Annotated in this window: 12 protein-coding genes; 9 read left to right on the plus strand and 3 right to left on the minus strand. The window is 39.9% G+C overall.

The window, feature by feature from the left end:
• Nucleotides 1-12 precede the first annotated feature (12 nt).
• Complete coding sequence (locus IGJ53_RS04375; RefSeq protein WP_438749645.1) at nt 13-1,893, plus strand: beta-glucoside-specific PTS transporter subunit IIABC; 1,881 nt, start codon at nt 13-15, stop codon at nt 1,891-1,893.
• Between the two features lie 40 nt (nt 1,894-1,933).
• Here the strand turns inward: IGJ53_RS04375 and IGJ53_RS04380 are convergent, their stop codons facing one another.
• Nucleotides 1,934-2,836, minus strand: coding sequence for a MurR/RpiR family transcriptional regulator (locus IGJ53_RS04380; RefSeq protein WP_010732166.1), 903 nt, complete (start codon nt 2,834-2,836; stop codon nt 1,934-1,936).
• Between the two features lie 229 nt (nt 2,837-3,065).
• Between IGJ53_RS04380 and IGJ53_RS04385 the strand changes: the two genes are divergently transcribed.
• The 5 genes from IGJ53_RS04385 (at nt 3,066) to IGJ53_RS04405 (ending at nt 9,280) form a co-directional block, all read left to right on the plus strand.
• Nucleotides 3,066-4,469 (plus strand): 6-phospho-beta-glucosidase, encoded by a 1,404-nt coding sequence (locus IGJ53_RS04385; protein WP_010732167.1) that lies wholly within the window; start codon nt 3,066-3,068, stop codon nt 4,467-4,469.
• Nucleotides 4,469-5,902: a 6-phospho-beta-glucosidase gene (locus tag IGJ53_RS04390; RefSeq protein ID WP_311135309.1), complete on the plus strand. Its 1,434-nt coding sequence runs from the start codon at nt 4,469-4,471 to the stop codon at nt 5,900-5,902. The genes IGJ53_RS04385 and IGJ53_RS04390 overlap by 1 nt, the downstream gene beginning before the upstream one ends.
• Nucleotides 5,903-6,046: 144 nt before the next feature.
• On the plus strand, nt 6,047-6,973 hold the full coding sequence (trxB, locus tag IGJ53_RS04395; protein ID WP_002291688.1) for a thioredoxin-disulfide reductase: 927 nt from the start codon (nt 6,047-6,049) through the stop codon (nt 6,971-6,973).
• Between the two features lie 213 nt (nt 6,974-7,186).
• Nucleotides 7,187-8,914 carry a phospho-sugar mutase gene (locus IGJ53_RS04400; protein WP_010732169.1) on the plus strand — a complete coding sequence of 576 codons (1,728 nt, stop codon included), beginning with the start codon at nt 7,187-7,189 and terminating at the stop codon, nt 8,912-8,914.
• Nucleotides 8,915-8,929: 15 nt separating this feature from the next.
• Nucleotides 8,930-9,280, plus strand: coding sequence for an ArsR/SmtB family transcription factor (locus tag IGJ53_RS04405; RefSeq protein ID WP_002316410.1), 351 nt, complete (start codon nt 8,930-8,932; stop codon nt 9,278-9,280).
• A 94-nt stretch (nt 9,281-9,374) separates the two neighbouring features.
• On the opposite strand, the gene IGJ53_RS04410 is transcribed toward IGJ53_RS04405, so the two are convergent.
• Complete coding sequence (locus IGJ53_RS04410) at nt 9,375-10,235, minus strand: pyruvate, water dikinase regulatory protein (protein ID WP_010732170.1); 861 nt, start codon at nt 10,233-10,235, stop codon at nt 9,375-9,377.
• A gap of 91 nt (nt 10,236-10,326) precedes the next feature.
• On the opposite strand from IGJ53_RS04410, the gene IGJ53_RS04415 reads away from it, so the two are divergent.
• From IGJ53_RS04415 to IGJ53_RS04425, 3 genes are all read left to right on the plus strand, one after another.
• Entirely contained in the window at nt 10,327-10,755 is a 429-nt protein-coding gene (locus IGJ53_RS04415; RefSeq protein ID WP_002287322.1) for a Fur family transcriptional regulator, read from the plus strand.
• A gap of 161 nt (nt 10,756-10,916) precedes the next feature.
• Nucleotides 10,917-11,093 (plus strand): 30S ribosomal protein S21, encoded by a 177-nt coding sequence (gene rpsU / locus IGJ53_RS04420; RefSeq protein ID WP_002287321.1) that lies wholly within the window; start codon nt 10,917-10,919, stop codon nt 11,091-11,093.
• A gap of 26 nt (nt 11,094-11,119) precedes the next feature.
• Nucleotides 11,120-11,566 carry a GatB/YqeY domain-containing protein gene (locus tag IGJ53_RS04425; protein WP_002291695.1) on the plus strand — a complete coding sequence of 149 codons (447 nt, stop codon included), beginning with the start codon at nt 11,120-11,122 and terminating at the stop codon, nt 11,564-11,566.
• 155 nt (nt 11,567-11,721) lie between these two features.
• Here the strand turns inward: IGJ53_RS04425 and brnQ are convergent, their stop codons facing one another.
• Nucleotides 11,722-13,101: a branched-chain amino acid transport system II carrier protein gene (gene brnQ / locus IGJ53_RS04430; RefSeq protein ID WP_002291696.1), complete on the minus strand. Its 1,380-nt coding sequence runs from the start codon at nt 13,099-13,101 to the stop codon at nt 11,722-11,724.
• Nucleotides 13,102-13,260 lie beyond the last annotated feature (159 nt).

The raw sequence follows: 13,260 nt of genomic DNA on the forward strand, positions 1-13,260 counted from the left end.
GAGGGAATAGAAATGGGAAAATACCAAGAATTAGCAGAAAACATCGTAAAGAATATCGGAGGAAAAGAAAATATCCGTAGCTTGACACACTGTGTGACGCGGCTTCGTTTCAAACTAAAGGAGGAAAATAAAGCAAAGGATGATGTTTTGAAAAAGATGGAAGGGATAGTTACCATCATGAAAAGCGGCGGGCAATATCAAGTTGTCATCGGGAATCACGTGCCAGATGTCTATGCAGAAGTACTGACAGCAGCAGGGATTTCCGATGAAGCAGAAGAAGAGGTTTCTTCAAGTAGTAACCTGTTCAATCGATTAATCGACATATTAAGTGGCTGTTTCCAACCTTTTTTAGGTGCTTTGGCTGCAGCGGGAATGGTCAAAGGATTAAATGCTTTGTTCTTGTTTCTCAAATTTTATACTGAAGGATCGGGTACGTACATCATGCTGAATGGGATAGGGGATGCAATTTTTTATTTCATGCCAGTGATCTTGGGGTACACAGCAGCGAAAAAATTTCATCTGAATCCGATGGTGGGGATTGTGATTGGTGCAGCACTTTGTTACCCGACTGTACAAGGAGCAGCACTACAAAGTGGTTTCTCTGATGGCAGTCCTGCCCCTTATAGCTTGCTGGGTCTTCCGGCTTATGAAACATTTTTGGGTATCCCATGGGTGGGCAGCAGTTATACCAGTAGCGTCGTACCTGTTATCTTCATTATCGCATTTGCCGGACAAGTCCAAAAAATTGCTAAGAAATGGATTCCTGCGGTCGTCCAGACCTTTTTGGTTCCTTTTTCTGTGTTATTAATCGCACTTCCTGCTGGCTTTTTGATTATCGGCCCGATTGTCAGTATACTGACAGATCTATTAAGCACGGGATTCCAAGCATTGATGGACTTTTCTCCAGCTGTGTATGGTGCAGTTCTAGGATTTCTTTGGCAAGTACTGGTGATTTTCGGACTTCATTGGAGTATTATCCCTCTTGCGATTATGCAGCTAGCGCAAAACGGGTGGAGTCAGATGTTAGTAGGCGTTTATGGTGCGAGTTTTGCACAGACTGCAGTGGTATTGGCGATGTATTTCAAGTTCAAGGATCAAAAAATGAAGGCGCTTTGCATGCCAGCTGTGATTTCAGGAATCTTCGGCGTAACAGAACCAGCCATTTATGGAATCACCTTACCGAAGAAGAAGCCATTTATTTACTCGATGATTGGTGGTGCCATTTCAGGAATCTATTTGATAGCATCTGGAACAATCAGCTACACAATGGGCGGATTAGGGATTTTTGGGGTGGTAAACTACATCACGGAAACAGACGCCAGTGGTATGTTTCAAGCGTTTATCGGCATTGCTATTGCTTCGGTAATCGGGTTTTCGCTGACTTTTTTCTTTTGGAAGGATGAAGCAGATGAAACAGATGCTATACAGAAAAAATCAGGTAAAGAAATTGTAAAAACACCGATACAAGGACAAATCGCTCCACTGAATGCAGCAAAGGATGCAGCTTTTGCACAAGGAACACTAGGTCGAGGAATCTTGATCTACCCTGAAAAAGGAGAAGTACGTGCCCCTTTTGACGGAACAGTCATGACCCTGTTCCCGACGAAACATGCAATTGGAATGGTTTCTGAAACAGGTCTGGAATTGCTGATTCATGTCGGATTGGATACTGTTCAGTTGGAAGGGAAATATTTTGAAAGCTTGGTGCAGCAAGGAGAAAGAGTGAAACAAGGCGATCTGTTGCTCCGCTTCGACAAAAAGAAAATCGAAGAGGAAGGATACAGTTTAGAAACACCTGTGATCGTCACCAATTACACGGATTATTTGGATATTTTGGAAAATCAAGGGGAGACGGTCGGGCCAGACGATGCGCTTATCACCGCACTGACCTGAACGGTTAGGTGAAAGAATGGACTAGGCTTAACTATTCTTTTTATTCCACTTCTTTATTTTCAAAATTGAAAGGCTCTTTCATGATGGCTGAGCTGATAGGGCGTTTATCAAATTTTTGTCCTACAGAGATTAGATGGACTAAATTCTGTTGATAATTTTCTGCAAAAACACAACTATATAACACGTCTAGAAGATAACAAATCGATGTATTGATCGTAAAATTACCAATTTTTGAATACAGTCGCTCGCGTGTCGTAAGTCGCAAAGCGGCTGTACTCATTGAGGATAGAGTTGAATCACCGATACTGGTCAAAGCTAAAATTGGCACATGATTTTGTTTCAATATTTCTGCGGTACGAAGGATCACATTGTTTTCACCCGTATAAGAAATCAGAATCCCGCACATATCACTCGTGCAATTGTACGCTTCATAGAACGATTCACCAAAAGTGGTGACAATCGTGACATCCATTTTGATGCGCTTCATTTTCAGCATGAAATCTTGAGAAATCAAAGTATTCGAGTTACTGGCGAAAATCACGATTTTTTTTGCTTGAAGCATTAGTTGTTTGGCTTTTTGCAGTTGGTCATGATGAATGAGAGAAAGTGTATCTTGAATCGTCATCTGTTCTAAAGAAGCCATTTTATTTGCGATCGTCATAATACCGTCTGTGGTGGAAAAAGGAAGATTCGCATCTACGTCTTGAAAATTCCCTTCAAGATAGGCTGTTTCAGCTAAAAAAGCATTACGAAAACTGACCCAGCCATCAAAACCCATTTTTTTTGCTACACGGATAAGTGTGGACGGGTGGACATAACATCGCTCAGCGATCTCTTGGATGGTCATTTCGCCAAGTGCTAGAGAATCGCTTAAGAGAAACTGAATCACTTCATTTTCTGAAGGAGAAAAGGAGATTTCTTTAATTTTTTCACGTAATAACATGTAGATACCTTCTTCTTGTTTTTTTACGTAAATTATAACTTTTTTGAAAATGATTTGTAAACGGATTTATGTTGCACAGCTTAAAAAAGACATTTTTTGACAAGATATTTACAAAAATACAGAAGAAAACACTAACTTTTGTAAATGTTACTGGAAAGAAACGAATTTCTATTGTTTGTTTTGTTTACAAAAAAGATAATAAAAGTGTAAAAAGTAAAGGAGTGAGAACATGGCAAAAGGAATCAAAATCGCTACGATTGGTGGAGGCAGCAGTTACACCCCCGAGTTGATGGAAGGATTTATCAAAAGATATGAGGAATTACCGATACGAGAAATCTGGCTCGTAGATGTAGAAGAAGGAAAAGAAAAGCTTGAGATCGTCAGTCAGATGTCTCAGCGTATGTGGGATGCTTCTCCGTATGAAGTCAAAATTTATGCAACTCTGGATCGGGAAGAAGCATTGAAAGATGCGGATTTTGTTACGACTCAGTTTCGTGTCGGTCAATTAGATGCACGAATCAAAGACGAGCGGATCCCTAGTTATTATGGGATGATTGGGCAAGAAACAAATGGTGCTGGCGGGATATTCAAAGCTTTTCGTACCGTTCCAGTGGTTTTGGCAATCGTTGAAGACATGAAGCGTTTATGTCCAAATGCTTGGCTAATCAATTTCGCGAACCCAAGTGGGATGGTGACAGAAGCAGTTATCAGATATGGCAAATGGGATAAAGTGATCGGATTATGCAATGTGCCAGTAATGGCGATGATGACAGAACCAGCAATGCTTGGCAAGAAAAAAGAAGAGCTGATCTACAAGTTTGCCGGTCTAAATCACTTCCATTGGCACAAAGTAGCAGATAATAAAGGAAATGACCGCACGGCAGAATTGATTGATCGTTTATACGATGAAGACAATGGATTGCCGAAAAATATCTTTGATATCCCGTTTTTTAAAGAACAATTAAAACAAATGAACATGATCCCTTGTGGCTACCACCGCTATTACTATCGTGAAGAAGAAATGCTGGAACATGCTTTAGAAGAATATCAAACGATTGGTACAAGAGCGCAGCAAGTGAAAGAAACAGAAGCAGAGCTGTTTGAATTATACAAAGATCCAGAATTGGATCATAAACCTGAACAATTGCAAAAACGAGGTGGTGCTTATTATTCAGATGCTGCCTGTGAAACGATTGCTTCGATTTATGGAAATAAAGAAACACAGATCGTGGTATCTACAAAGAATGATGGCGCTGTTCCTGATCTGCCGGCAGATTGTGTAGTAGAAGTCACTGCCTACGTTGGCGCACAAGGAGCACGAAATGTAGCGTTTGGTTCCCTTCCTGCTGCTGAAAGAGGGTGGTTGCAAGTAATGAAGAATATGGAATTGCTGACGATCGAAGCAGCCGTGACTGGTGATTATGGAACAGCTTTACAAGCGTTTACGATCAATCCACTTATACGATCAGGAAAGACAGCAAAACGGATCATGGATGAGTTGTTTATTGCACATCAGCAGTATTTACCGCAATTCAAGGAAACAATCAGCCGGTTAAAAGCAGAAGGAATCGAAGTCCAAGATGAACTGGCAAGAGAATTATCAAGCAATTCACATGTAATGGAGGAAGTATGATGGGATTCAGAAAAGATTTTTTATGGGGCGGTGCTACAGCAGCCAATCAATGCGAGGGCGGTTATGATGAAGGCGGACGTGGGTTAGCGAACGTAGATGTTGTGCCAATCGGAGAAGACCGTTTTCCTGTCATTACTGGAAAAAAGAAAATGTTTGAATTTGATGAGGATCATTTTTATCCAGCAAAAATTGCGATCGATATGTATCATCATTATAAGGAAGATATTGCTTTGTTTGCAGAAATGGGGTTCAAGACTTATCGGATGTCCATTGCTTGGAGTCGTATTTTTCCAATGGGCGATGAAAAAGAGCCAAATGAATCTGGTTTGAAATTTTATGAGGATGTCTTTAAAGAATGTCAAAAGTACGGAATCGAGCCGCTTGTGACGATTACACATTTTGATTGTCCGATGCATTTGATCAAAGAATATGGTGCGTGGCGTTCCAGAGAACTCGTTGGTTTTTATGAAAATCTGTGCCGAGTCATTTTCAATCGCTATAAAGGACTTGTCAAATATTGGTTGACATTCAATGAGATCAATATGATTCTTCATGCACCATTCATGGGCGCAGGGCTGTATTTTGAAGAAGGAGAAAATGAAGAACAAATCAAATATCAAGCGGCACATCATGAGTTGGTTGCAAGTGCCATCGCAACGAAGATTGCTCATGAAGTAGATCCGGAGAACAAAGTAGGCTGTATGCTGGCAGCAGGAGCATATTATCCATACACTTGCAATCCTGAAGATGTTTGGGCTTCTAGAAAATCAGATCGAGAAAATTATTTCTTCATTGATGTCCAGTCACGAGGAGAATATCCCGCTTATGCATTGAAAGAAATGGAACGAAATGGCATTCAGATCGAAATGGAACCTGAGGATGCCGCATTGCTGAAAGAACATACTGTTGATTTTATCTCCTTTTCTTACTATTCTTCTCGAGTTTCGACTACTGACAACGAACTCTTGGAACAGACTGCAGGAAATATCTTTGCTTCTGTCAAAAATCCATATCTGGAAGCAAGTGAATGGGGTTGGCAAATTGATCCATTAGGCTTGAGAATAACGATGAATGATATTTATGATCGTTATCAAAAACCACTATTTATTGTAGAAAACGGCTTAGGTGCAGTCGATACGCCCGATGAGAATGGTTATGTGGAAGATGACTATCGAATCGACTATCTGGCAGCACATATCCAGGCAATGAAAGATGCAGTAGAATTAGATGGAGTCGATCTATTAGGCTATACGACTTGGGGATGTATTGATTTAGTATCAGCTGGTACAGGGGAGATGAAGAAAAGGTACGGATTCATTTATGTCGATCGTGACAACGAAGGAAATGGCACATTAGCCCGTTCGAAGAAGAAATCATTCAACTGGTATAAAAAAGTAATTGATTCAAATGGAGAAAATCTTTCGAACGATTAATCAATGATTTATAAAAGTCTATTGTTTTTCAGCGGATTTTTCGAGTATAATAAAGCTATTCGAGAAACGCAAGCAGAACAATAGACTTTTTTTCGCATTGGCTGTAAAGTATGCTTACTTGATTAAGTAAAGGAGAATCTACATATGTATGATGTAATCGTTATTGGCGCAGGTCCTGCTGGGATGACTGCTGCTTTATATGCTTCACGTTCAAACTTATCCGTATTGATGATCGAACAAGGCGCCCCTGGCGGCCAAATGAACAATACGGCAGAAATCGAAAACTATCCTGGTTTCGATTCAATCATGGGTCCTGATCTAGCTTATAAGATGTATGAAGGTGTTTCAAGATTTGGGACAGAAAATGCTTATGGAATCGTGCAAGATATCAAGGATCACGGCAGCCACAAAGAAGTTATTTGTGAAGATAAAACTTACGAAGGAAAAACAGTCATTATCGCAACAGGCTGTATCCATCGTAAATTAGGCGTACCTGGCGAGGAAGAATTTGCTGGACGTGGCGTTTCTTACTGTGCAGTTTGTGATGGTGCATTTTTCCGTAACAAACGTCTAGTAGTGATCGGAGGAGGAGACTCAGCAGTAGAAGAAGCCATCTATTTGACACAATTTGCTTCTGAAGTAGTCATCGTCCACCGTAGAGATGAATTACGTGCACAAAAGATCATCCAAGACCGTGCATTTGCGAATGAAAAAATTTCCTTTATGTGGGATACAGTCGTTGACGAAATCGTTGGGAATGAAATGGTAGTGACAGGTGTGAAAGCACGTAATGTCAAAACCGGCAATGAGTTTGATTTGGCAGCAGACGGAGTATTCATCTATGTTGGACTGGATCCATTAACTGCACCATTTAGAGAAGCAGGGTTGACGAACGAAGCTGGCTGGATTCCAACAGACAACGAAATGAAGACGAATATACCAGGCGTTTTTGCCATCGGAGATGTTCGTGAAAAAGATTTGCGACAAATCACTACTGCTGTTGGTGATGGTGGGATCGCTGGACAACAAGTGTATAAATACTTGGAATCTTTAGAAGAAACAACTGCATAAGTTTAAAAAGAGTGAAAGAACGGTTTCAATTGTTCTTTTACTCTTTTTTTTCGCGTGAAATCCACTGAATCCGATTTATGCGAATACTTGCAACCGTGCTTGATGAAAGAATCCTTTCTTGATTTAAGCGTTTTTTGGTCCTCATACTTTCATATCTAATAAGTGAATGCTATACTTATTAAGAACCATATTTCAGAAAGAGGTGTTATTTTCATGTCTTGGGAACAAGTGTATGAACAATGGGTACATGAAGAAAATTTAGAAGAAAACTTAAAAAAACAATTAAATGATCTGGGTGAAGATCCTGAAAAACTTGAAGATGCTTTTTATGCACCGTTGGAATTCGGTACTGCAGGCATGCGGGGAATCTTAGGACCTGGGATCAATCGAATGAACATCTATACGGTAAGACAAGCAACAGAAGGACTTGCACGTTTCATGGATACACAAGGTGAAGAAACAAAACGCCGAGGTGTCGCTATCGCTTATGACTCACGCCATCAATCGCCAGAATTTGCCATGGAAGCAGCCAAAACATTAGCACATCACAATATCCCATCTTATGTATTCGAAAGTCTACGTCCAACACCAGAGCTTTCTTTTGCAGTCCGTCATTTGAAGACGTTTGCGGGAATCATGGTAACCGCATCCCACAATCCAGCAGCTTACAACGGATATAAAGTCTACGGAGAAGATGGGGGACAAATGCCTCCTGCAGACGCAGATGCATTGACGAAATATGTCCGTGAAGTCAGCAATCCGTTAAAAGTTGAAGTATTATCTGACGAAGAAGCTGAACATAGCGGATTGATCACGATTATCGGAGAAGAAGTGGATGCCGCTTATCTAGAAGAAATCAAAGCAGTAACGATTGATCATGAATTGGTGGAAACAATGGGGAAAGATTTGAAACTTGTGTACACACCACTTCACGGAACAGGAAAAATGTTGGGTGAACGTGCGTTGAAACAAGCTGGATTCGAACAATTCGTACTAGTTCCAGAACAAGCTGTCGCAGACCCAGATTTCACTACAGTCAAATCACCAAATCCAGAAGAACACTCTGCTTTTGAGTATGCGATGCGACTTGGCGAGAAAGAAGGCGCTGACTTGCTGATTGCAACAGATCCTGATGCAGACCGTTTAGGTGCAGCCGTTCGTTTGCCAAATGGCTCCTATGAAGTATTGACCGGAAACCAAATCGGAGCACTGTTTGCTCAATATATTTTGGAAGCACACCAATCGCGAGGCACTTTACCTGAAAACGCCGCGGTATTGAAATCGATCGTTTCTAGCGAATTGCCTACAGCAATTGCGGAACACTATGGTGCTACCATGTTCAATGTATTGACAGGATTCAAATTCATTGCTGAAAAAATTCAACAATTTGAAGAAGATCATTCCCATACTTTTATGTTCGGATTCGAAGAAAGTTACGGTTATTTAGTTAAACCTTTCGTTCGCGACAAAGACGCGATCCAAGCATTGCTCTTATTAGCAGAAGTAGCAGCTTACTATAAAAAACAAGGCAAAACGTTGTATGACGGCTTGCAAACGATTTTTGAAACCTATGGCTACTACGCAGAAAAAACGATTTCTGTGACAATGAGCGGACAAGAAGGTTCTGCGAAAATCTCTGCTTTGATGGAAAAATTCCGTGAAGAAGCACCGACAGAATTTGCCGGAGCAAAAGTCATCCAAACAGAAGACTTTAAAGAGTTGACGAGAACAGACCGTGAAGGAAACGTAGAAAAACTAACGACACCGCCATCTGACGTATTGAAGTATACGCTGGAAGAAAATGGCTGGATCGCTATCCGTCCTTCAGGAACTGAGCCAAAAATCAAATTTTATATCGGTGTAAAAGGAAGCTCTTCAGAAGACGCAGCTGGAAAAGTAGCCGCTTATGAAGCGATTATCAAAAAAATGACAGAAGAATAAAAAAACTTGAGACTGATGGAAAAAGTGGTAAACTTTAGAAGTCAGTCTTTTTTCAAGTTGGAGGTGAATGGATTGCCAGACACGCAAAAAACAAAAGTAGAGAAAGTCAGCCAACTATTCAAAATGTTGAGTGACCCCACTCGTCTCAAAATTCTGCTGTATCTGAAAGACGGGGAGCAAAATGTGACAGCAATCACCCAAGCAGTGGAAATGGAACAATCTGCTGTATCGCATCAACTGCGTTTATTAAGAGAAAACCATGTCGTCAAGTCCCATCGTGAGGGAAAAGCGATTTTGTATAGTCTTGATGATTCTCACGTACTAGATATTTTGAACCAGACACTCAAGCATGTGGAACATCAATAACGATAGGTGCAAATAGAGACAAACTGGACTGTGTCAACGAATCTTCTTCGCTGACACAGTCCAGTTTTTTTTAAGAAAAAGACAAGAAAAATTGTTAGTCTGTTTCTTCGGTGGTTTCAGTTCCATAATAACTATGATCTTCTAGGTCTAAAGCATTCAAAATAAGCGAAGCTGTTTCTTCAATAGATAAAGAAGCGACATTGATTACTACGCAGCCCAATTTTTCATAAAGATCATTCGCAAAATCGAGTTCAGCTCGTATTTTTTCGATATCGGAATAAGCAGTATCAGGATTTAATCCGTAAGAGCGCATCCGTTCTTTACGGATATTGTTTAAAATATCTGGGTTATTCGTCAGTCCCACGATTTTTTTAGGATCAATTTCCCAAAGCTGTTTGGGAATATGTGCTTGTGGGATCAAAGGAAGATTGGCAACTTTTAAATTTTTGTTAGCTAAAAACAAGCTCAAAGGCGTTTTGGAAGTTCGGGATACGCCTAGCAAAACGACATCTGCTTCTAGAAACCCACGAGGATCTTTCCCGTCATCATATTTTACAGCAAATTCCATTGCTTTGATCCGTTTGAAATAGTTCTCATTCAATAAATGAAGGGCGCCAGGTTGCCGAATGGGCTTGATACCAGTTAAGCGCTCGATTTCTGATATCGGCGGAGTCATCACATCGAAACTAAATAATTGATGTTCTTCACAAAAAGCACGCGTCATCTCGATCAATTCTTGATTGATCAATGTGTGCAGGACAAGGGCATTTTCTTCTAGTGCATCTTGCAGTGCCTGCATCAATGTTTTCTCATCTGTCACAAATGTTCTGCGGAATAAATTGAACTCAACGGTAGGATATTGGGCCATAGTGGCTTGCGCTAGTTTTGTCGCAGTTTCTCCAGCAGAGTCGGAGATGACAAAAAAAGTAACGATTTCTGTAGAATCGGAAGACATGGATAAAACCTCACTTGCATTTTTTTTATGTTTATTATACCATACTCTAGAATGTGTACTTCGTAATCATTTTGATTTGGAGGAATAAGTCATGAAAAAACAGACATTGATCGAACAATCACTAGAAACATTGAAAAATAACGGTTTTAAATATACTAAAAAAAGAGAAGCATTGTTAACTTATTTAGTGAAGCGCAATCGCTACGTATCCGCTAAAGAAGTTTTTGACTATATGAATCAGGAATTCAAAGGAGTAAGTTACGATACGATTTATCGAAATCTCCATGATTTTGCAGAAATCGATTTACTGGAAGAAACCGATTTAAATGGAGAGATGAAGTTTCGTTTTCATTGCTGTCAAGGGGAAATCGGCCATCACCATCACTTTATCTGTACGGTGTGCGGAACAACGAAAGAAATCCATATGTGTCCAATGAATTATTTCGAAGAACAGCTCGGTGGATGTACGATCGAAGGGCATAGATTCGAGATTTTCGGAAGATGTGAAAATTGTCAATAAGGATTTAAATAAAATAACATTTGATAATTTTAAAAAAAAGCAAGATTTCCTTGACGGTCAAAACAGCATTAGATATAATATTCACAGGACAGTCTTGTTTTTTGAGATATATTTCAATAACAATTACGGTTACTTTTTAAGCTCGGAGGGAGGGAATTAACATGTCAAAAACAGTCGTTCGCAAAAACGAATCACTTGACGATGCTCTTCGTCGCTTCAAACGTTCCGTGTCAAAAGCGGGTACTTTACAAGAATCTCGTAAACGTGAATTCTACGAAAAACCAAGTGTAAGACGCAAGAAAAAATCTGAAGCAGCTAGAAAACGCAAAAAATTCTAGTTCTGTGATGAATTGGAGTTGGTAGTGTGTCACTACTAAGTAGATTAAACGATGACATGAAAACAGCGATGAAAGCGAAAGATAAGGAATCTTTACAAGTCATCCGAATGATCAAGTCATCTATACAAAACGAGCAGATTAAAGAAGGTCACGACTTGACAGAAGAAGAAGAATTAACGGTGTTGTCTCGAGAAATGAAACAGCGACGTGATTCTTTGCATGAGTTTGAAGAAGCAGGACGTGACGATTTAGCTGAAAAAGTAAAAAGTGAAATTGTGATAGTCGAAAAATACATGCCGGAACAACTTTCTGACGAAGAAATTCGACAACTTGTTCAAGAAGCAATCACGCAAACTGGTGCTTCATCAATGAAAGAATTTGGCAAAGTCATGGGTGCGATCATGCCTAAAGTCAAAGGAAAAGCAGATGGAAACCAAGTAAATGCCATTGTGAAAGAACTATTACAATCTTAATTTTATCATTTAAACTGCGGACAATCATTGTCCGCAGTTTTTTTGTGCTCGTAAAAAAGAGATCTAAAAAATAGCTAGACGAAAGAATAAGATTATTTCATCTAGCTGTTTTTTTCCTGTTTAATATTTCTTATGTTAAATTGTGTTTGATTTGGTTATTCTTCTGGTAGTTCATTCGCTTCTTGTTTGTACCCTGATAGGCGATAGGCGTAATAGAAGAGTAAGCTGCCAGCGTAACCAAGTAACGTTGGGACCATCCAGCCAAGTCCTAATGCAGCAAAAGGAACGTGATGATGATAAAATTCGAGCATGCTTGCTACAACTCTTTGTTGACTCACTAAAGCAGGCGAATTTGCCAGCATATCCAATACGGCGGGAACAGCAGCAAACAACATCGTTACTTGATAGACAAATGGTGTCTTTTGGAAAAATTTTGCTGTTAAGGAAAGCAAGATCAACGCAAGCGACAATGGGTACAAAAGCATCAATACTGGTAAAGACCATTGGATGATATTGTCCAAACCAGCATTTGCAACGACAAAAGAGACGAAAGTCGTTAACCGCAGCCATGTCATATAACTGACTTTAGGGAACAGTTTATGGAAATCTTGTGCAAAAGAAACAACGAGTCCCATAGCGGTAGTGAAGACACCTAATGTGACCATCACTCCTAAGAAGCTAGCGCCGAAGTTACCTAAATAAAAATTAGTGATCTGAGAAAGTGCAGTTCCGCCATTTTCTGATAAAGACATCTTATTCAAACTCATCGCACCGAGAAGAACAAGACCAAAATAGATCATGACTTCTAGCGCAACGCTCAGGCTACCAGCTTTTGCTGTTAATTCTGTGACTTTTTTATCTTTGAAACCAAGGTCACGGACTGCATGGACAAAAGTGACACTTAGAGCAAGCAAAGCTACTGCATCAACCGTGTTATAACCTTCTAGGACACCATTTGTTAAAGCGTTTGTTTGGTAAGTATCTGCAGCAGATTGATTTAGATTTCCCATTGGGTGGAATAAAGAAACGACAAAAATGATTGCTAATAATGCAAGAAACAAGGAGTTTAGATACTTTCCGACGTATTTGACCAACCGTGTGGGATGGACAGTAAGGAAATAAGCAAGTAAAAAGAAAAGAGCAGAGAATAAAAACATACCTAATGAATTATATTTTTCAGGCAAAAATGGTTTAGCAGCCATTTCAAAAGCAGTAGCAGCTGTCCGTGGTGTACCGAAAAATGGTCCGATCGTCAAATGAACAAGGATTAAGAACAAGGCAGCATACCATTTTCCGACAGGTTTAGCTAAGTCATACAGACCATCACTTTTTGTCACTACTACAGCTAAGATAGCTAGTAATGGGAAAAGAGCGCCTGAGATGGCAAATCCTACGCCAGCACTGACCCAGTTTGCGCCAGCCATTTGACCTAAGTGGACAGGAAAGATTAGATTACCTGACCCGAAGAACATCCCGAAGATAAGTGAGCTGACCATCAATAGTTGTTTCCATGAATAAGTTTTTGTTTCTTCCATAAATTTTTCCTCCAATAATTATCATTTTGATTGACGATATAAACGTTGCAGCAATTAGTAATGCCACTAATATCAGATTCCATGAAAACCACCACCTTAAAATATAAAAAAAAAGCCCTTTTCCACTTGGGAAAAGGGCTCTAGATTCTAGAACGGTAC

It is taken from the genome of Enterococcus sp. DIV1283b (genome assembly GCF_051710965.1).
Classification (GTDB): domain Bacteria; phylum Bacillota; class Bacilli; order Lactobacillales; family Enterococcaceae; genus Enterococcus_B; species Enterococcus_B lactis.